We start from the raw sequence: 22,077 nt of genomic DNA, 5'->3' as shown, positions 1-22,077 counted from the left end.
TTAATTAAATAATGATATATCCGAACTTGAAGACAAGCCATAAGTTTCTGCAAACTCGTTAATATTACTATCATATTCGTTAGAGTTTAATTGTGTAAATGCTAATACATTTAAAACAATAACACAGACTAAGGTTGCCAATTGTAATTTAAAAGAAAACCAAGGCCATATTAATTGTTCTTCCTCTTTCTCAGTAAACAATCTTTGCATGGTTTGATCTTTAAAAAATGGAGATACTTTAACGGCTTCAATAGCATCCATAGCATTTAAAGTATCCTTAATCTTATTCGTTATATTTTTATTTGTTTCCATGTTATATATTGTTAGATGCAATAACTTTTAAAAACTTGCGTTAGTTTTCATTTTTATAAAAATTCTCTAATAATTCTTGTAAATTTTTCTTCGCCCTAAACATTAAGGACTCCACCGAAGACACACTTTTATTAATAATTTTTCCTATCTCTTTATTACTCATACCATCAATCTTACTAAGCGTAAATACGGTTCTTTGTTCTTCAGACAATTGATTAATAGCAAGAAATAACGTTTCACTTTTTTCCTTATTCTCCAAAATAATCCCAGGATGATTCATCTCCGTAAAGTATTTACTTTTATCCATCGGCAAATCGTTTCCCATTATAGATTGTAAAAAGGCAAAACGTTTTTTAGTATTCCTTTTCCTTATAAATTCTAAACATTTATTAGTTGCAATACGATAGATCCAAGTTGATAGTTTAGAATTACCTTTAAATTTACCAATCGACTTAAAAACTTCTACAAAAACATCTTGAGCAATATCTTCGGCATCTTCTTTATTTGGCACAAATGATATGCAAGTAGCAAATACTTTATCCTGAAAATCGTCAATCAGTTTACTATAAGCAGATTGTTTTCCTGCATTTAAATCATTAATAAAATTTTGCTCAGTCAAATGTGTCTTTTAATACGCGCAAATTAGGAAATTAATTGCTGAATTAAACGTAACTTTGCAGCCTTAATAATTTAAACTTGTTCAGTTTTAGTTTAGTGGCCATAATTGCTTACTAAATACTGAACACAGAGATCTGAAAAATGCGATTACATAGAAACCTTTGCTTTTCTGTTATAGATGGATTAACCTTAATTTTTAATGAAGGTAAATATGCCGATAAAGTAATTCAACAACTATTAAAACGAGATAAACGTTGGGGAGCTCGAGATAGAGCTTTTGTTGCTGAAACTACATATGATATTGTACGTTGGAAACGTTTGTATGCTGAAATTGCCGAAGTAAAAGAACCTTTTGATAGAGACAACTTATGGCGCATGTTTGCTGTTTGGGCCACTTTGAAAGGGATAAAATTACCCGATTGGAAATATTTTGAAAGTACACCTACCCGAAAAATCAAAGGACGTTTTGACGAACTTTCTAAAATCAGAAAACTTAGAGAATCCATTCCTGATTGGATTGATAATGTAGGTTTAAAAGAACTAGGTGAAGCAAAGTGGACCAAAGAAATAGCAAAACAAAATGAACAAGCTGACGTTATTTTAAGAACCAATACACTTAAAACCACTAAAGAAAAATTACAAAACATCTTGCATGACCAAGGTATTGAAACCGAATTCATCAAAGGTCATGATTCTGCACTTAAACTAATAGAACGTGCCAACGTTTTTGTAACAGATGCTTTTCAAAACGGACTTTTTGAAGTTCAAGATGCATCATCACAATTGGTAGCCGATTTTCTAGATGTAAAACCAGGTATGAAAGTGGTTGATACTTGTGCCGGTGCTGGTGGTAAAACCTTACACATTGCCTCATTGATGGAAAATAAAGGTCAGATTATTGCCATGGATATTTACGAAAGTAAACTCAAAAAATTAAAAGTTAGAGCCAGACGTAATGGTGTCCATAACGTGGAATTGAAAGTTATTGATTCTACTAAACCGATAAAAAAACTACATAATAAGGCAGACCGTGTTTTAATTGATGCTCCTTGTTCTGGATTAGGTGTTTTACGTAGAAATCCAGATGCTAAGTGGAAATTAGAACCTGAGTTTTTAGATAGAATTAGAGTCACTCAACAAGACGTATTACAGCAATATTCCAGAATGGTAAAACCAGAAGGTAAATTAGTGTATGCAACCTGTTCTGTGTTACCGTCTGAAAACCAAAATCAAGTAAAGACCTTTTTAAAATCTGAAGCTGGCGCGGATTTCTCTTTAATAAAAGATAAAAATGTTTTTGCTCATACTTCTGGATTTGACGGATTCTATATGGCGCTCTTAGAGAGAAAGAGTTAATAACTTTTTGTTTATAATTCTGTATTTACTTTTTGAATCTTCTATTTTTATATTCTTTTTAAATAAATTTAAAACTGAGTATGGAATATAAAAACATCGTGTTTATAGGTAAAAGCTTAGACGGTTTCATCGCGGGAAAAAATGGCGAATTGGATTGGTTAGATATGATACCAAACCCAGATCAACATGGTATGGGCTATTATGATTTAATGGAGGAAATAGATGCTATTATAATGGGAAAAACAACATTTAAAACCGTTATTGATTTTGATATTGACTGGCCCTATAAAAAACACGTATTTGTTTTAAGTCATTCGCTTAAAGAAGTTCCAAAGAATCTTAAAGATCAAGTAACTTTCCTACATGGAAAAGAACGTGATGTTTTAGACACTATTCACAAAAAGGGTTTTAATAACCTGTATATAGATGGCGGAAAAACAGTTCAAAATTTTCTTAAAGCCGATTTAATTGACGAGCTTAGACTCACCACTATTCCAATTTTGCTAGGAGATGGTATTCCATTATTTGATGTCCTTCCAAAATCACTAGTGTTCAATCATGTTAAAACGGAAGTATTTTTAGATCAGATTGTTCAAAGTCATTATCAACGAAAAAAATAAACTTTACTATTTTTAAATCATGAATAATGATTTAAAATCACTTCTATCAAATATACTAAACGAATCAATCACAAAAGTTTCGCCAGTTCGTGGTGGAGATATCTCAGAAGCTTTTAAAATTGAAACCTCAAATAACGCCTATTTTTTAAAATCCAATAATGTATCAAACGCTTCAAACATGTTTCAAATTGAAGCTTACGGATTGCAAGTCATTAGAAAAACAAATACCATAAAAACGCCAAAAGTTTTAGCCTGTGATACCTTTCAAAATGTTGCTTTTCTACTCATGGAGTTTATTGATAGTAAATCAGCTTCATCTTCAGATTATAAAAACTTAGGAAATCAATTAGCTCAATTACATCAATGCACTTCTGACAATTTTGGTTTAGATCAAGATAATTTTATCGGCAGTTTACATCAAAGTAATAAACCAAATACTACTTGGGTCGATTTTTACACAACAGAACGTTTACAACCTCAAATAGAACTAGCCAAACAAAAACAGTTACTTTCTAAAAATGAGTATCCATCTTCACAAAAAATAAAAGAAACCTTAGAGCCACTGTTTGCAGGTATAAAACCAGCCTTATTACATGGCGATTTATGGAATGGAAATTTTCTTATTTCAAAAAATGGCACACCTTACCTCATCGACCCTGCTGTTTATTACGGACATCATGAAGTGGATATTGCCATGACTAAACTATTTGGTGGTTTTAGTGTGTGTTTTTATGACACTTATTATTCTAATTTTGAAACAGACGAGCATAGCTCTGCAAGAATAGAAATCTATCAGCTCTATTACTTATTAGTACATTTAAATTTATTTGGTAATTCTTATTATGGTTCTGTGTTATCTATTTTAAAAAAGTATTTCTAGATTCTGTCATTCCTGTCTTCGCACAGGAATGACAAAACCACAAACATACCAAATTCACAAAACGTAAAAAAAATATTACCTTTGAATATAAAAGCCTCAGATATTGAACAACATACCTGCTTATAAAACCGAACTCCTAAAATCTAAAACACGAAAAATTCAGTACTTATTCGAAAGTAAAGGGTATAAATCAATAATTAAAGCGATAGAATATACCCCTGTAGCCAAAAGAAATGGAAAAGTTATCTATAATTTAGGTTTTGGAGATTACAATGAAGAAAATGGCAATATTTTTGATGATTCAAATAGTAATAATGGAGATATGAGAAAAGTATTTAGTACGGTACTAAATACCATTCCTCAATTCTTTAAAGAAAACGAAGATGCCGCTATTTGGGTACAGGGCAGTGATAGTGCTGATAAATTTAAAGAACTTTGCAAAACCAATTGCAAAAAGAACTGTGAAGATGTATGTAAAAATTTTAACAGGAGAATTAAAACTTACAGATACTATCTAAATAGAAACTTCGTTGAGTTAAGTAAAGAGTATACATTTTTAGGGTTAACAAATGAAAAAAAAGCTACATTATCCCAATACATATCTGAAAGTGAATATGTTGGCATTTTGGTTTTTAAGAAAAAATGAAGTAAATTTGTATAACATTTAGAAAAAATGGGAAGAAAAAAACAAATACTAAAAGCGACAAAAGTGCTTTCTATGTCAAAAACGACAAAAGAGAGGCTATCTAGTATTGCCAAAGATATTAAAGACAAAGAATTGTTCCCTGAAAAAATAGAATTAGCTAAAAAGACATTGAGCAATATTAAATCACTCCCGATTTAAAAATAATTACCTACAACATATAATAATGAGATAAGCGCAAACCAAATGGTTTGTATTTTTTTGTTCATAAAACAAGGTAATTCCCTATGTTTAAAACCTCGTGAATAACTCTCCATTTTCACCACTATATTTTTGCATGAAATTCGACTAAAAAGAAGTAAATTTGCACTTTCTTTAAACACACACAAATCAAGACATAATGATTCATTTCTTTGGAAACGTAACCAGCAAAGTGTTTGCTGTTCAAACAACAAAAGAATTATCAACTGAAACCACTTCAAAATTAACGTGGTTATTTGGCAACCAGCCAAAAATACAACAAGCATCTCTCGATGCTTTTTTTGTTGGTCCGCGTGCAGCCATGATAACACCTTGGAGTACAAATGCTGTAGAAATCACTCAAAATATGGGGATTTCTGATATTATCAGAATTGAAGAATTCGAAGCTGTTTCTGAAGGTTTTAAAGCATTCGATCCAATGATTTCGGAGAAATTCAATGGATTAAATCAAAACTCTTTTACCATAGATATTCAACCTGAGGCCATTCTAGATATTGAAGATATTGCAGCTTACAACCAACAAGAAGGGTTATCGTTAAGTGATGAAGAAGTTAAATATTTAAAAGGTGTTTCTAAAAAAATAGGCAGACCATTAACTGACTCTGAAGTTTTTGGATTTTCACAAGTAAACTCAGAACACTGTCGACACAAAATATTTAACGGAACATTTGTAATTGATGAAGAAGAAAAGCCTGCGTCGCTTTTTAAAATGATCAGACAAACATCAGAAGCAAATCCTAACGATATTGTGTCTGCTTATAAAGATAATGTGGCTTTTGTAAAAGGTCCAAAAGTGGAGCAATTTGCACCAAAACGTGCAGATATTCCAGACTACTATACTACAGAAGAATTCGAATCTGTTATTTCACTTAAAGCGGAAACACACAACTTCCCAACCACAGTTGAACCTTTTAATGGTGCTGCAACGGGTTCAGGTGGAGAAATTAGAGATAGATTGGCTGGTGGAAAAGGTTCTATTCCTTTGGCAGGAACCGCAGTATACATGACGTCTTATTCTCGTTTAGAAGAAAACAGACCTTGGGAAAAAGGTGTTGAAGAACGCGATTGGCTATACCAGACACCAATGGATATTTTAATAAAAGCATCCAATGGAGCTTCAGACTTTGGTAACAAGTTCGGGCAACCCCTTATTTGCGGATCTGTTCTAACTTTCGAATACGATGAAAATAATGATGCCACCCTGAACGCAGTCGAAGGGCCTCTTCGCAAAATTGGTTTCGATAAAGTCATTATGCAAGCTGGTGGAATTGGTTATAGCAAAGCAGAACAAGCCTTAAAGGACACACCAAAAACGGGTGATAAAATAGTGATTCTTGGTGGTGAAAATTACCGCATTGGTATGGGCGGTGCAGCTGTGTCTTCAGCAGATACTGGAGAATTCGCTTCAGGAATCGAATTAAACGCCGTACAACGTTCTAATCCGGAAATGCAAAAACGTGCTGCTAATGCCGTTCGTGGTATGGTAGAAAGTGATGAAAACTTTATCGTTTCCATTCACGATCACGGTGCTGGTGGACATCTAAACTGTCTCTCTGAATTAGTTGAAGATACAGGTGGAAAAATAAATCTAGATGCTTTACCTGTTGGTGACCCAACATTATCAGATAAAGAAATAATCGGGAACGAGTCACAAGAACGTATGGGCTTAGTGATTTCCGAAGAACATATAGACACACTTAATAAAATAGCAGATCGCGAACGTTCTCCAATGTACACTGTTGGCGATGTTACAGGAGATGGCCGATTTACGTTCCAATCTAAAACCAAAGGCAACAAACCTATGGATTTAGCCATGGAAGATATGTTTGGAAGTTCACCTAAAACAATCATGACAGATAAGACCTTAGAAAGAAACTACAGTGATGTTAGTTATAATTCTGATGAATTTCACAACTACCTGGACCAGGTATTGCAACTTGAAGCTGTAGCTTGTAAAGATTGGTTAACAAACAAAGTAGATCGTTGTGTTGGTGGTAAAGTTGCAAAACAACAATGTGTAGGGTCTTTACAATTACCATTAAATAATGTGGGAGTTATGGCATTAGATTATAAAGGCAAAGAAGGTATTGCAACCTCTATTGGCCACTCACCTATTTCTGGATTGATTAATCCAGTAGCTGGTAGTAGAAATTCAATCACTGAGGCTTTAACTAATCTTATTTGGGCCCCCTTAAAAGATGGTTTAAAAAACGTATCATTATCTGCAAACTGGATGTGGCCTTGTAAAAATGAAGGTGAGGATGCTCGTTTATATGAAGCTGTAAAAGCGGTTTCAGAGTTTGCTATCGATTTAGGAATCAATGTCCCGACAGGAAAAGATTCGCTTTCAATGAAACAAAAATACCCGAATGAAGAAGTGATTTCTCCTGGTACGGTTATTATTTCGACAGGAGCAAATTGTAACGATATAAATAAAATTGTTGAGCCAGTTTTCAAGAAAAACGGCGGCGATATTTACTATATCAATATCTCTCAGGATGATTTTAAATTAGGAGGAAGTTCCTTTGCTCAAGTCCTTAACAAAATAGGAAACGATGCTCCAAATGTTAAAGACGCAGCTTATGTAAAAAATGTATTTAATACGGTACAAAGCTTAATCGTAAACGATCAAATCGTTGCAGGACATGATGTTGCTTCTGGTGGATTAATCACAACATTATTAGAACTTTGTTTTGCTGATGTGAATACAGGAGCAGAATTAGACTTATCTTCTCTAAACGAAAAAGATTCGTTCAAAATATTATTTGCTGAAAATTCAGGGATTGTAATTCAAGCTAAAGATACTTCTATTGAATCTGTTTTAACAGAAGCTAATATTGAATTTCATAATATTGGAAAAGTAACGGAAAGCGATACTCTAAGTGTTATTAATAATACCGAAGTATTCACCATGACGGTTTCCAGATTACGTGATGTTTGGTACAAAACATCGTTCTTATTAGATCAAAAACAAACAGCAAATAATTTAGCTGAAGACAGATTCAATAATTATAAAAATCAACCTTTACAATACATATTCCCAAAACAGTTTACAGGAAAACTACCCAATGTCACTTCGAGTGATTCGTCCAAAACGAATCGTATCGAGAGGCCAAAAGCTGCCATACTTCGTGAAAAAGGTAGTAATTCAGAGCGCGAAATGGCAAATGCCATGTATTTGGCTGGTTTTGATGTAAAGGATGTACATATGACCGATTTAATCTCTGGTCGTGAAACTCTTGAAGATATTCAGTTTTTAGGAGCTGTTGGAGGTTTTAGTAACTCCGATGTTTTAGGGTCGGCTAAAGGATGGGCAGGAGCTATTAAGTACAACGAAAAAGCGAATAAAGTTATAAAAGACTTCTTTGATAGAGAAGACACCTTATCTGTTGGTATTTGTAACGGCTGCCAGCTATGGATGGAATTAGATTTAATAAATCCAGAACATGATATTCATGGAAAAATGGTTCATAACAATTCGCACAAACACGAAAGTTCATTTACATCGGTTAAAATTCAAGAAAACAATTCGGTAATGCTTTCAACATTAGCAGGAAGCACTTTAGGCGTTTGGATTTCTCATGGTGAAGGAAAATTTGATTTACCATACACCGAAGACAAATATCATATTGTTGCTAAATATGGTTATGAAGGCTACCCTCATAACCCAAATGGATCAGATTTTAACACCGCTATGATGAGTGATAAAACAGGAAGACATTTAGTAACGATGCCACATATAGAACGTTCTACATTCCAATGGAACTGGGCTAACTACCCTGATGGACGTAAAGATGAAGTGTCTCCATGGTTAGAAGCTTTCGTAAATGCTAAGAGGTGGATTCTGGAAATAAATAAGTAAATTTATGAGATATTAAATCTCATTATGGAAAACAAATTAAAATCAGTCAACAGGAGAAATTTCATCAAGACATCTTCTTTACTAACCATTGGAGCTCTTGGAACCAGCAACTTATTTGCAGCACCGCATCTAAAACCACTCGGTAATGCCTCCCAAGAAGGTGACATTAATATTGTTGGACCTAAAGAAGGCTATACGCCTCATATTGGAACGTTAGTCTCTATGATGAACTGGATGCGAATGGTTATTCTTGAGCCTGTAAAAGATATGAGTACCTCAGATCTGGATTTTTTGATTGACAAAAATGCGAATACTATTGGAGCAATGCTTATGCATTTAGCAGCTACAGAGCGCTTTTATCAAATTCATACGTTCGAAAATAAAAAATGGGGAGACTGGTCCAAAAAAGATGCTGATAAGTGGACTATAGCTTCTGGCTTGGGAGAAAAAGCAAGAAAGGAAATTAAGGGAAATAATTTTGATTATTACTTAAATCATCTTTCAGAAGTAAGAGAAAACACCTTGAAAGAATTCGCAAACCGTGATGACGAATGGTTAATGTCTGTCGATAATGATTTCCCTTGGGGGCCTACAAACAACTATTGTAAATGGTTCCATGTTTGTGAGCATGAATCCAACCATAATGGACAATTCAAATTTATTAGATCGCGAATAAAATAATAACGCCAAACTTATCTTTTAAAAACAAAATTTTTAAGTAATCAAATTAGTATATAGTAAAAAAGCCTTTTCAACTAAACGAAAAGGCTTTTTTCGCCAAAGACATGGGATTCACCCTCAATAGCTACACTATATACGTTCAAGTAAAATATATTTTACCCTCCGTAGCATTCGGAATGACATAGTTTCTCTATTAAAATAGTTAAACAATTGATTGTTAGTCTTTAATATGTCGAACTCACATTATTTAAGTACTAAATACTATAAAGTTGCTTTTATAGCTGCTTGTGCAGAAACTAATCTGGCAATTGGCACTCTATATGGCGAACAACTCACATAGTCCATACCTATATTATAGAAAAATTCAATAGAACTTGGTTCTCCTCCATGCTCACCACAAATACCAACTTTTAAGTTTGGTTTGGTTGTTCGGCCTCGATCTGTTCCAGTTTTAACTAATTGACCTACTCCTTCTTGATCTATAACTTCAAAAGGATCTACTTTTAAGATTCCTTTTTCGATATAAATTGGTAAAAATTTACTGGCATCATCACGAGAATATCCAAAGGTCATTTGTGTTAAATCATTCGTTCCAAAAGAAAAGAAATCGGCTTTTTTTGCAATCTGATCTGCCATCAATGCCGCTCTGGGTATTTCTATCATAGTACCTACTAAATATTCTACAGTATCATTTCGCTCTTCAAAAATAGTAGTTGCCGTAGTTCTAATTATCTGTTCTTGAGCTTCAAACTCTTTAACAGTTCCTACCAAAGGAACCATGATTTCTGGCTTACAAATAATACCACGTTCTTTTAAATTAAGTGCTGCTTCAATAATAGCACGTGTTTGCATTTCTGTAATTTCTGGATATGTATTACCCAATCGACAGCCTCTATGCCCTAACATGGGATTAAATTCTTCCAATTCTGCTACTTTGTTTTTTACAGCCTGTAAAGGAATATGCATATCTTCAGCAAGTTCTTTTTGGGTTGCTAACTGATGGGGAACAAATTCGTGTAATGGAGGATCTAGTAATCTAATAGTTACAGCATGACCTTCCATAGCCTCAAATATACCTTCAAAATCAGCACGCTGCATTGGTAACAAATCCTCTAAAGCTTGTTTTCTTTCTTTTACAGTATCAGCTAAAATCATCTCTCGCATAGCCTTGATTCTATCAAGTTCGAAAAACATATGTTCTGTTCTTGTTAAACCTATCCCCTGTGCTCCAAAACTACGAGCTACTCTAGTATCTTTTGGACTATCGGCATTTGTTCTAACTTTAACAACCCCATATTTATCGGCAAGTTTCATTATTTCAGCAAACTCACCCCCTAACTCAGGTTCTCTGGTTGCTACTTTTCCTTCTATGATATTACCTGTAGAGCCATTTAATGAAATCCAATCACCTTCATGATATTCATGACCATCAACCGTAAGGGTTCTCTTTTTATAGTTAACCTTCAAAGCACCTGCGCCAGAAATACAACATTTACCCATGCCACGGGCAACAACAGCCGCATGTGAGGTCATACCGCCTCGAGCAGTTAATATTCCTTTAGCAATATTCATCCCTTCTAAATCTTCAGGCGACGTTTCTATTCTAACTAAAATACTGCTTTTGTACTTATTTGCTTCATCTGCAAAAAAGACAATTTTACCAGTTGCTGCACCAGGCGAAGCGGGTAATCCCTGTGCAATAACATTCGCTCTTTTAAGTGCTTCTGGATCAAAAACCGGGTGCAAAAGTTCATCCAACTTATTTGGTTCTATTAATAATAATGTTTCTTTTTCATCAATCATTCCTTCTTTTAACAAATCCATGGCTATTTTTACCATAGCAGCTCCAGTTCGTTTTCCGTTTCTTGTTTGAAGAATCCAAAGTTTACCATCTTGCATTGTAAATTCCATATCCTGCATATCACGGTAATGTTTTTCCAGAATATCCTGATACGTATTCAACTCTTCAAAAATAGAAGGCATTAATTCTTCCAGTGAAGGATAATTTTCTTTTCTATCTGTTTCTTCTATTTTTGCTAATTCTGCCCAACGTTGCGATCCTAATTTTGTGATTTGCTGAGGCGTTCTTACACCTGCTACAACGTCTTCTCCCTGAGCATTAATTAAATATTCTCCATTAAACACATTTTCTCCTGTTCCTGCATCACGCGTAAAACATACACCAGTTCCAGAATTATCACCCATATTGCCATAAACCATAGCTTGTACATTGACGGCCGTTCCCCAATCTGCAGGATACCCATTCATATTTCTATAGTAAATGGCTCTATCTCCATTCCAACTATTAAACACTGCAATAATTGCTCCCCACAGTTGATCCCATGGATCTGTTGGAAAATCTAATCCAGTTCTTTTTTTAATCGCACGCTTAAAATCGTAAACAAGGTCTTTTAAATCCTGTACGGTAAACTCTGTATCCAATTGAATACTTCTTTTTTCTTTAAGATCCTCCATGATTTCCTCGAAAGGATCTATATCTTCCTTTGAAGCTGGCTTCATACCCAGAACGACTCCTCCATACATTTGAATAAAACGACGGTAAGAATCCCAGGCAAATTGTTCATTGTTTGTTTTTTTAGCTAATCCAAGTACCACCTCATCGTTCATGCCCAAATTAAGAACGGTGTCCATCATACCAGGCATAGATACTCTGGCTCCAGAACGTACGGATACTAGTAACGGATTTTCTTTATCTCCAAAAGAAGTTCCCATTTGAGTTTCGATACTGGCTATAGAAGCTTCTACCTCTTCTTTAATCATTTCTACTAAAGCTTCCTGTCCTAATAAATTATATTCTGTACAAACTTCAGTTGTAATAGTAAACCCTGGTGGAACTGGTATTCCTAATAAACTCATTTCTGCTAAATTTGCTCCTTTCCCTCCTAAGAGATTTCTCATTTTGCTATTTCCATCAGCTGTTTTGTTTCCAAATTTGAAAACTCGATTCTTTACATTTTCAAGTATTTCCATAATTATTATTGTTAAATTTCTCATTTAAAAAAGTGTTTTAAAAGTACATTTTTAAATGAGAAATTACCATGACAAAAGTCATGTTATAAGTCTTTTACACTGGAAAATAGCATGTTTTTTAGTATTGAAACTCATTTAATGAAAAATGAATTTTTTAACCACATTTTTATCTTTTAAATTGAAAATTTAAGATGAGTATAAAGAAAAAAGCACTTTCAACTAAATGAAAGTGCTTCTCTCGACTAAGACATAATAAAATGATGCTGTTTAAGCAAAATTCAATTTTTCATCTATTTTTTTATAAGCTTTATTTACTGTACGTTTCATTAATAATGATACAATCAATGCGATAACGAATAAGCCAGCAAAGACTTCTAAGGTGGCATCTAATGATCCTGTGGCATTTTTAACAACATCGTAAATTGTAGGTCCTACAACACCTGCTAATCCCCAAGCTGCTAATACCATACCGTGAATCGCTCCTAATTGTTTAGTTCCGAATAAATCACCTAAAAATGCTGGCAAGGTTGCAAATCCGCCACCATACATGGTAATAACCGTAAACAGCACGACTAAGAAGGCTATTTCCATGGAAATTTTCGGTAAGAAAAAGAATGCCAGAATTTGAAAAGCAAAGAATATAATATAAGTATTTGCACGTCCTAAATAATCTGAAAGACTGGACCACATAATTCTACCTAAACCATTAAAAACTCCTATTAAACCTACTATTGCCGCTGCTTCCATAGGCGTGTAATTTAATTTTTCCTGCATCATCGGACTTGCCGCCGATATAATGGCAATACCACAAGCAATATTAATGAACATCATAATCCAGATGTAATAAAAACGTGGCGTTTTCAGAGAAGCATTTGCATCAATATTTGCTATATCTGCCTTTATAGTTTTACCTTCTCCTGGTTTAAAGCCTGCTGGCATATAGCCTTCTGGTGGTCTTTCAATATATCTTGCAGAAGACAATATTAATACCATATATATAATTCCTAAAATGTAAAAGGCATTGGATACGCCAACAGCGTCAAAAAGCGATTGCATGACAGGTCCAAAAACCAAAGCAGCAAAACCAAAGCCCATAATAGCCATTCCTGTTGCTAAACCACGTCTGTCTGGAAACCATTTTACCAAGGTACTTACTGGTGTAATGTATCCTAAGCCTAAACCAATACCTCCAATAACGCCATAGCATAAATAAAATAGGATTAATGATTCAAATTGTACAGCAAGTCCAGAACCTAAAATACCTATTCCATAAAATACCCCTGCTGTCGTACCACTTACTTTTGGTCCTACTTTTTCTACCCATCTACCTAAAAATGCTGCCGATAATCCTAATAATAAAATAGCAATTTTAAATGCCCATTTTATAACACTTCCATCAACATCAAAAATATCTTTAACCGGATTGGTCATAACCGAATACGCATAAACAGACCCTATTGAAATATGAATTCCAACTGCTGAAGCTGCTATTAACCAACGGTTTTTAAGTTTTTGTGTTTGCATAATATTTATAGTTTGAGTGTTGATTCTAACAACACTTTTTAATTTACTTTAACTTCTTTGAAATAATTCTTTAAAATCTCTACTGCAGCATCTATCTCTTCCTCTGTATTTTCACGGGCATCTTTCAATTGGTAATCCCAACCTAAAGCTTCCCATTTATGAATACCTAGTTTATGATATGGTTGCAACTCAATCTTTTCAATAGTTTTATAATCTTTAAAATACGCTCCCATTTGGTGTAAAAGCTCAGGTTTATTAGTGATTTCGGGTATCAATACATACCGCAACCACATTTTTTTCCCTGACGCTTCTCTATGCTTGGCAAAATTAAAAGCGGTTTCTTTATTACGCATCCCAGTTATAGCTTCATAACCTTCCTCTGTCATATGTTTAATATCTAACATGACCAAATCTGCATAAGTATCTAATAATTCCTCTGTGAAATGATTTAGTATTCTACCGTTAGTATCAATATTGGTATGAATACCTTCTTCTTTTAATCTTTTAAAAAAAGGCACTAATTCTTTAGATTGTAATAAAGGCTCTCCTCCAGATACCGTAACGCCTCCTTTTTTTCCAAAATAAGGTTTCTCCTTTACTGCCATTTTCACCAATTCTTCAATATGGTATAACTTACCACCAGACGTTTCAATAGTATCCGGATTGTGACAATACAGACATTTTAATTTACACCCCTGCAAAAATATAACCATGCGAATTCCAGGACCATCATGTGTTCCAAAGGACTCAATAGAGTGTACTCTTAATATGTTTTCTTCTGTTTTGATAAGACAACTTTTTAAATTTAGTATCCACAAAAGGAGCATGACTCTCCTTTTGCAGATACTTAAAAATATTAATAAAACTACTACATGGACTCGTGGAAAGAACGTGTGATAACTTCTAATTGCTGTTCTTTTGTTAATCTTACAAAATTAACAGCATAACCAGAAACACGTATTGTTAATTGTGGGTATTCCTCTGGATGATCCATAGCATCAATCAATGTTTCCTTATCTAATACATTAATATTGACATGTTGTGCATTTCTGGAGAAATAGCCATCTAAAATAGTTGCTAAATTTTCAATTCTATCTTCTTCATTAGCTCCCAAAGATTTTGGTACTACTGAGAACGTATTTGAAATACCATCCTGAGAATCTTTATAATTAATTTTTGCTACTGAGTTTAATGATGCAATTGCTCCTTGAGAATCGCGACCATGCATTGGATTAGCTCCTGGCGCAAATGGAATTCCTTTTGCTCTACCATCTGGTGTTGCTCCTGTTTTCTTTCCATAAACGACATTAGATGTAATAGTTAACACAGACATAGTTGGTTCTGCATCCTTGTAAACTGCTAATTGCTTTAATTCATCATTAAAATCTGCCACGGCTTTTGCTGCTAATTCGTCTACTCTATCGTCATCATTACCATAATATGGGAAATCGCCTTCTATTTTGAAATCAACAGTTAATCCGTCTTCATTTCTTATTGGTTTAACTTTTGCATATTTAATTGCTGACAGTGAATCTGCCACAATTGATAAACCAGCTATACCATAAGCAATATTAATACTTGGATTAGTATCAATTAATGCCATTTGAGCTTTTTCGTAATAATATTTATCATGCATATAGTGAATAATGTTCATGGAATCATTATAAACACGCGCTACTTCTTTCATAGCTATTTTAAAGTTAGCCATGACTTTATCGAAATCTAAATACTCACAATCGCAAGGTTCAATACCATCTACCATTTGAGTTCCCGTTATTTCACAACGCCCACCATTAATAGCTAATAATAATGTTTTAGCTAAGTTAGTCCGTGCTCCAAAGAACTGGATGGATTTCCCTAACGCCTGATGAGACACACAACATGCTATTCCGTAATCATCAGATCCTCTATTTTCTCTCATTAATTCATCATTTTCAAATTGAATTGATGATGTATCGATAGATACTTTAGCACAAAAATCCTTAAAGTTTTGTGGTAAATCTTTAGACCAGAGAATGGTCATATTTGGTTCGGGTGAAGGACCTAAATTGTACAAAGTATTTAAGAAACGAAAAGAGGTTTTAGTGACCTTAGTTCTTCCATCTTCAAACATACCACCTATAGCTTCGGTCACCCAGGTTGGGTCTCCAGCAAAAATTTCATCATAAGCACTCATTCTTAAATGACGTACCATACGAAGTTTCATAACAAACTGATCGATATATTCCTGAGCTTCTTCTTCAGTAATAAGACCTTCTTGTAAATCATTCTCAATATAGATATCCAAAAATGTAGATACATTCCCTAAAGACATGGCTGCTCCATCTTGCTCTTTTACAGCAGCTAGGTAAGCCATATAAGTCCATTGTACCGCTTCTTTTGCATTTTCAGCAGGACGCGTTAAGTCTAAATCATATTTAGCACCTAATTCAATTATTTCTTTCAATGCTTTTATTTGCTCAGAAACTTCTTCTCGCAAACGAATAACAGCATCGCTCATTGGACCTTTTATATTTGATAAATCTTCTTGTTTAGATTTAATTAAGAAGTTTATTCCGTATAAAGCTACACGACGATAATCACCAATTATTCTACCACGAGCATAGTTATCTGGTAACCCTGTCAAGAAACCTAATGAACGGTATTTTTTTATTTCAGCATTATATGCATCAAACACACCATCATTATGTGTTTTAACATACTTAGAAAATAATTCTGTTAAGTTACTATTAGGTTTTACACCTTGTTCTTGTAATGCTTTTTGCACCACTTTAAAACCTCCAAAAGGTTTCATAGTTCGTTTTAATAATTCGTCAGTTTGTAAACCTACAATGACTTCATTATCTCTATCAATGTACCCTGCATCAAAAGCACTAACTGTAGAAACTGTTTCGGTATCTACAGAACGTACACCATTATTTTGTCGTTCTTCTTTAGTAGCCTCTTTACATACCTCCCATAATTTTTGAGTTTTTGCGCTTGGTCCAACCAAAAACTCTGACGTCCCATGATAAGGAGTAATGTTATTAGTAACAAAATCCCTTACATTGACCTTTTCCGTCCAAACTCCGTAGTTAAATTGTTTTACTTCCATTGTTTTATCTTTATTAATATTTTAAAAAATCATGCTTGTTTTACTATACCAAAAATAAATACTGGGCTTAATTATAAAACTGACAATTATCAGTAAACTCAAGTATTTTTGATTAGATTTTTTACGAAAACGTTTGAGCTACATGATCTTAACATAAAAATATTTAAACTTTTAACCTTTATACATGTTAAATATTCAATAAAAATATCTTTTTTATAAGATTTTACTATTTTTTATCCTAAATTAGATATGATTTTCATAATAATTCAAAAAAAATTAAAGAATCTGAGTTATTTAACGATAAAGAATAAGCTCCTGAAATTAAAAGTTTTAAAATCATCAAAATATCCAGAAGCTGATGTATTAAATTCTATTTTACAACTCAATTTGAAAATCATTTTTTAATTTCATATTTTGCATATCTAGATTCTATAAAAAACGCATGAAAAAAATTACAAGACTTTTTGACTTTCCTTATTATCAATTAAAAAACCATCCTTTAGATGCTGCATTAGTTACTAAGTACGATGGCAAATGGGTAAAAACCTCAACTAAAGAATATATAGATAAGGCGAATGCAATTAGTAGAGCTTTATTAAGTCTTGATATAAAAAAACACGACAAAATCGCTGTTATTTCTACAACAAACAGAACTGAGTGGAATATTATAGATATTGGTATCCTTCAAATAGGAGCGCAAAACATACCTATTTACCCAACAATTGGTGCAGATGACTACGAGTATATCTTAAACCATAGTGAATCCATATACTGCTTTGTTTCAGACGAAGATGTATTGGAAAAAGTAAACGCAATAAAATCAAAAACAAAATTAAAAGAAATTTATAGTTTCAATCATATTAAAGGTTGTAAACATTATTCAGAATTATTAAAACTTGGTGAGGACGAATCCACACAAGAAGATGTTGAAAAAAGAAAAGAAGATGTCAGTTCAATGGACTTAGCTACGATAATCTATACGTCTGGTACTACTGGAAAACCTAAAGGTGTTATGTTATCTCATAATAACATTGTTTCTAATGTCCTTTCAGCGCAGCTTAAATTCCCATTAAAACAAGGTGAAAGAGCACTAAGTTTTCTTCCTATATGTCACATTTTTGAACGTGTTTTTCTCTACTTGTATCAATTTGGAAGCATTGAAACTTACTTTGCAGAATCTATGGATAAAATAGGCGATAATGCTAAAGAGATTAAACCAGCCACTATGACCGTAGTTCCTAGGTTAATAGAAAAGGTATATGACAAGATTATTGCGAAAGGCACAGAATTAACTGGTATAAAAAAGATGCTGTTTTTTTGGGCAGTGGAAGTTGGAGTTAAATTTGAACCCTACAAAAAAAATGGCCCATGGTATGAATTAAAACTAGCTATAGCCCGCAAACTTATATTTAAAAAATGGCAACAAGCTTTAGGAGGTAATATTGTATTCATGGCTTCTGGAAGTGCGGCATTACAAGCTAAGTTAGGACGCATATTTGGAGCAGCAGACATGCCTATTATGGAATGCTATGGTTTAACGGAAACATCTCCTGGCATTTCTGCAAGTGACAAGCGTAATAACGAATGGAAAATAGGTTACGTTGGTAAGGTTATAGACGGTGTTGAAGTTAAAATAGCCGAAGATGGTGAAATTTTATGTAAAGGTCCCAACGTTATGATGGGATATTATAAAGATGAAGCAAAAACAGCTGAAGTCATGACTGGAGATTATTTCCATACAGGTGATATTGGAGAATTTGATGCTGAGGGGTTTTTAAAAATTACCGATCGTAAAAAAGAAATGTTTAAAACTTCGGGCGGAAAATATGTAGCACCTACATTACTTGAAAATCAATTTAAACAATCCCGCTTTATAGAACAAATCATGGTTATTGGTGATGGTGAAAAAATGCCAGCCGCTTTAATTCAAGTTAATTTTGAATTTGTTGAAGAATGGGCAAGACGACATGAAATTCTTTTTAAGTCATCAAATGATCTTATTAACAATTCAAAATTATTAGCTCGTATTCAAGAAGAAATTGACACTGCGAATAAAGGTTTTGGTAAGTGGGAACAAATTAAAAAATTCGAAATAACCCCAGATGTTTGGTCAATTGATGCTGGCCATTTAACACCTACTTTAAAAATGAAAAGAAAAGTGATTAAGGCTAAGTATGTAGATTTAATAGAAAAAATCTACAGATCATAACTTAAAAGATCACAAAACACCTTTTCAATACTCTCTCAACAAGGTTGTGTTAATTTTTACACAATTTATTATGCGTGCATAATAAATTTTTCATATATTTGGTCACCAACCTAAATAATATGAAAGACAAAACTATTGACTATATATTAAGAACGACATGGCTTGCTGTGCAAAAAATGTATAATGAAGAAGCTGCAAAATTTGAAAGTACTATGGCAACAGGCTTTACTCTGTTAAGTATAGATCGAGAAGAAGGCACGCCTTCTACTGCTTTAGGACCAAAAATGGGAATGGAAGCTACCAGTTTATCCAGAATATTGAAAACCATGGAAGCTAAAGGACTTATTGAACGTAAACCCAATCCTAAAGATGGTCGAGGTGTTATCATTTCTCTCACTGATTTTGGTCTCGAAAAAAGAGCCTATTCAAGAGAAAAGGTTTTAACATTTAATGAAGCTATAAAAAGTAAGGTTTCAGAAGAAAAACTAAACAGTTTTTATGAAGTCGCTGAAGTTATTAATGATATGGTATCAAACAAAAAAATATATAATCAAAACGATTAGTAATATAAAATGAGTAAACGTAGAATAAAAAAGGTAGCCATTATAGGTTCCGGTATTATGGGAAGTGGTATCGCATGCCATTTCGCTAATATTGGCGTAGATGTTTTATTACTTGATATAGTCCCAAGAGAACTGAATGACAAAGAAAAATCTAAAGGTTTAACACTTGAAGACAAAGTAGTACGAAACAGGTTGGTTAACGATGCCCTTGCTGCCTCATTAAAATCGAAACCTTCACCAATTTATCATTCTAAGTTTGCAAATCGTATTACAACAGGTAATCTGGAAGACGATATTGCAAAAGTAGCCGATGTTGATTGGATTATGGAGGTGGTCGTTGAACGATTGGATATAAAACAACAAGTTTTTGAATCACTAGAAAAACATAGAACACCTGGCACTTTAATTACAAGTAATACATCTGGTATTCCTATTAAGTTTATGAGTGAAGGACGTAGTGAAGACTTTCAGAAACACTTCTGTGGAACACACTTTTTTAATCCTGCGCGTTACTTAAAATTATTCGAGATTATTCCTGGCCCTAAAACAGAGGCTTCAGTTTTAGAATTCCTTAATGGTTATGGTGAACAATTCCTGGGAAAAACCTCAGTAGTAGCTAAAGACACACCTGCTTTTATAGGAAACCGTATCGGTATCTTTAGTATTATGAGTTTATTCCATGCTGTTAAAGACATGGGATTAACCATTGAAGAAGTTGATAAATTATCAGGTCCAGTTATTGGCAGGCCAAAATCTGCTACATTCAGAACCGTTGATGTTGTTGGTTTGGACACATTAGTTCATGTAGCAAACGGCATAGCAGAAAACTGCAAAGAAGATGAACGCCTAGAACTTTTTAAATTACCAAATTTCATCGACACGATGATGAAAAACAAATGGTTAGGAAGTAAAACAAAACAAGGGTTTTATAAAAAAACAGTGTCTGCTAAAGGTAAGAAAGAAATCTTGTCATTGGATTTAAACACCTTAGAATATCGTGCTGCTAAGAAAGCGAAATTCGCTACTCTGGAGCTTACTAAAACTATAGATAACGTTGTAGATCGGTTTAAAGTACTCGTATCCGGCAAGGATAAAGCAGGAGAGTTTTATAGAAAAAGTTTCGCTGCTTTATTTGCTTACGTTTCAAATCGCATTCCTGAAATAACAGACGAATTATATAAGATTGATGACGCGATGAAAGCCGGTTTTGGTTGGGAACATGGTCCCTTTCAAATATGGGATGCTATTGGTGTAGAAAAAGGTATAGAAATCATGGAAGCTGAAGGTTTAGTACCTGCAGATTGGGTAAATGATATGCTAGCATCTGGTTGTAAATCATTTTATTCTGTTAAGGAAGGTTCTACTTATGCTTACGACATTCCGAAGAAAACACAAGAGAAAGTACCAGGTCAGGACGCATTTATCATCTTAGATAATATTAGAAAATCTAATGAAGTCTTTAAAAACTCTGGTGTTGTTATTGAAGATTTGGGAGACGGTATATTAAACTGCGAATTCCAATCTAAAATGAATACTATTGGTGGTGATGTTTTAGCGGGGCTCAATAAAGCAATTGATTTAGCTGAAAAAGAGTATCAGGGGTTAATTATTGGCAACCAAGGTGCCAATTTCTCAGTTGGAGCCAATATTGGTATGATATTTATGATGGCTGTTGAGCAGGAATATGATGAGCTTAATGCAGCAATCAAGTATTTTCAAGATACGATGATGCGCATGCGCTACTCCTCTATTCCAACCATTTCAGCACCACACGGCATGTCTTTAGGAGGTGCTTGTGAATTATCTATGCATGCTGATAAAGTAGTCGCTGCAGCAGAAACTTACATTGGGTTAGTAGAGTTTGGTGTTGGTGTTATTCCAGGAGGTGCTGGTTCTAAAGAAATGGCTTTAAGGGCTTCTGATACATTTAGAAAAGGTGATGTGGAATTAAATATATTACAAGAATACTTTTTAACTATCGGTATGGCCAAAGTTGCAACGTCTGCTTATGAGGCGTTTGATATGGGTGTACTCCAAAAAGGAAAAGATATTGTAATTATTAATAAAGACCGACAAATAGCGACAGCTAAAGCTCACGCAAAATTAATGGCAGAAGCTGGCTACACACAACCTATAAAACGCAAAGATGTAAAAGTACTTGGAAAACAAGCCTTAGGTATGTTTTTAGTAGGAACTGATTCTATGGAAGCTGCAAATTATATAAGTGAGCACGATCATAAAATAGCAAACAAATTAGCTTATGTCATGGCAGGAGGTGATTTATCCGAGCCGAGCCTAGTTACTGAACAATATTTATTGGATTTAGAACGTGAAGCATTTTTAAGCCTATGCACAGAGCGTAAAACGTTAGAACGTATACAGCATATGTTGACGACTGGGAAACCGTTGAGAAACTAAGTATTTATGACGATTTAAGACTAATTGACATAGGACTTAAAGACG

General features: G+C 33.9%; 16 protein-coding genes. 10 read left to right on the top strand and 6 right to left on the bottom strand.

What is annotated here, in order from left to right; translation table 11 throughout:
• Positions 1-312: a hypothetical protein gene (locus tag EM932_RS09620; RefSeq protein ID WP_135876975.1), complete on the bottom strand. Its 312-nt coding sequence runs from the start codon at positions 310-312 to the stop codon at positions 1-3.
• Positions 313-352: 40 nt separating this feature from the next.
• Positions 353-931 carry an RNA polymerase sigma factor gene (locus tag EM932_RS09615; RefSeq protein WP_135876974.1) on the bottom strand — a complete coding sequence of 193 codons (579 nt, stop codon included), beginning with the start codon at positions 929-931 and terminating at the stop codon, positions 353-355.
• 140 nt (positions 932-1,071) lie between these two features.
• On the opposite strand from EM932_RS09615, the gene EM932_RS09610 reads away from it, so the two are divergent.
• The 7 genes from EM932_RS09610 to EM932_RS09585 all read left to right on the top strand — a co-directional run bounded on the left by EM932_RS09610 (position 1,072) and on the right by EM932_RS09585 (position 9,233).
• Positions 1,072-2,286, top strand: a complete 1,215-nt coding sequence (locus EM932_RS09610) for an RsmB/NOP family class I SAM-dependent RNA methyltransferase (RefSeq protein ID WP_135876973.1) — start codon at positions 1,072-1,074, stop codon at positions 2,284-2,286.
• An 80-nt stretch (positions 2,287-2,366) separates the two neighbouring features.
• A complete protein-coding gene (locus EM932_RS09605; protein ID WP_135876972.1) occupies positions 2,367-2,906 on the top strand; it encodes a dihydrofolate reductase family protein in 540 nt (179 codons plus the stop codon).
• Between the two features lie 19 nt (positions 2,907-2,925).
• On the top strand, positions 2,926-3,786 hold the full coding sequence (locus EM932_RS09600) for a fructosamine kinase family protein (RefSeq protein ID WP_135876971.1): 861 nt from the start codon (positions 2,926-2,928) through the stop codon (positions 3,784-3,786).
• A 103-nt stretch (positions 3,787-3,889) separates the two neighbouring features.
• The gene (locus tag EM932_RS09595) at positions 3,890-4,432 is read left to right on the top strand and encodes a DUF6934 family protein (protein ID WP_135876970.1); all 543 of its coding nucleotides are present in this window, start codon (positions 3,890-3,892) and stop codon (positions 4,430-4,432) included.
• Between the two features lie 27 nt (positions 4,433-4,459).
• Entirely contained in the window at positions 4,460-4,630 is a 171-nt protein-coding gene (locus EM932_RS20880; RefSeq protein ID WP_170179766.1) for a hypothetical protein, read from the top strand.
• A 199-nt stretch (positions 4,631-4,829) separates the two neighbouring features.
• Complete coding sequence (gene purL, locus EM932_RS09590) at positions 4,830-8,552, top strand: phosphoribosylformylglycinamidine synthase (protein ID WP_135876969.1); 3,723 nt, start codon at positions 4,830-4,832, stop codon at positions 8,550-8,552.
• Positions 8,553-8,576: 24 nt separating this feature from the next.
• Positions 8,577-9,233 (top strand): DinB family protein, encoded by a 657-nt coding sequence (locus tag EM932_RS09585; protein ID WP_135876968.1) that lies wholly within the window; start codon positions 8,577-8,579, stop codon positions 9,231-9,233.
• Between the two features lie 261 nt (positions 9,234-9,494).
• Here EM932_RS09585 and ppdK read toward each other — a convergent pair whose 3' ends face one another.
• From ppdK to pflB, 4 genes are all read right to left on the bottom strand, one after another.
• Entirely contained in the window at positions 9,495-12,224 is a 2,730-nt protein-coding gene (gene ppdK, locus EM932_RS09580; RefSeq protein ID WP_135876967.1) for a pyruvate, phosphate dikinase, read from the bottom strand.
• A gap of 267 nt (positions 12,225-12,491) precedes the next feature.
• The gene (locus tag EM932_RS09575) at positions 12,492-13,748 is read right to left on the bottom strand and encodes an L-lactate MFS transporter (protein WP_135876966.1); all 1,257 of its coding nucleotides are present in this window, start codon (positions 13,746-13,748) and stop codon (positions 12,492-12,494) included.
• A gap of 38 nt (positions 13,749-13,786) precedes the next feature.
• On the bottom strand, positions 13,787-14,575 hold the full coding sequence (gene pflA, locus EM932_RS09570; RefSeq protein ID WP_135876965.1) for a pyruvate formate-lyase-activating protein: 789 nt from the start codon (positions 14,573-14,575) through the stop codon (positions 13,787-13,789).
• A gap of 41 nt (positions 14,576-14,616) precedes the next feature.
• The gene (pflB, locus tag EM932_RS09565; RefSeq protein WP_135876964.1) at positions 14,617-16,842 is read right to left on the bottom strand and encodes a formate C-acetyltransferase; all 2,226 of its coding nucleotides are present in this window, start codon (positions 16,840-16,842) and stop codon (positions 14,617-14,619) included.
• 442 nt (positions 16,843-17,284) lie between these two features.
• Here pflB and EM932_RS09560 point away from each other — a divergent pair, with 442 nt between their 5' ends.
• The 3 genes from EM932_RS09560 (at position 17,285) to EM932_RS09550 (ending at position 22,032) form a co-directional block, all read left to right on the top strand.
• Entirely contained in the window at positions 17,285-19,051 is a 1,767-nt protein-coding gene (locus tag EM932_RS09560; protein WP_135876963.1) for an AMP-dependent synthetase/ligase, read from the top strand.
• A 119-nt stretch (positions 19,052-19,170) separates the two neighbouring features.
• Positions 19,171-19,614, top strand: a complete 444-nt coding sequence (locus EM932_RS09555; RefSeq protein WP_135876962.1) for a MarR family winged helix-turn-helix transcriptional regulator — start codon at positions 19,171-19,173, stop codon at positions 19,612-19,614.
• Between the two features lie 9 nt (positions 19,615-19,623).
• A complete protein-coding gene (locus EM932_RS09550) occupies positions 19,624-22,032 on the top strand; it encodes a 3-hydroxyacyl-CoA dehydrogenase/enoyl-CoA hydratase family protein (RefSeq protein ID WP_135876961.1) in 2,409 nt (802 codons plus the stop codon).
• Positions 22,033-22,077: the final 45 nt, after the last annotated feature.

The organism is Flavivirga rizhaonensis (assembly GCF_004791695.1).
Classification (GTDB): Bacteria; Bacteroidota; Bacteroidia; order Flavobacteriales; family Flavobacteriaceae; genus Flavivirga; species Flavivirga rizhaonensis.
This window is presented reverse-complemented; position numbering and strand designations above follow the sequence as displayed.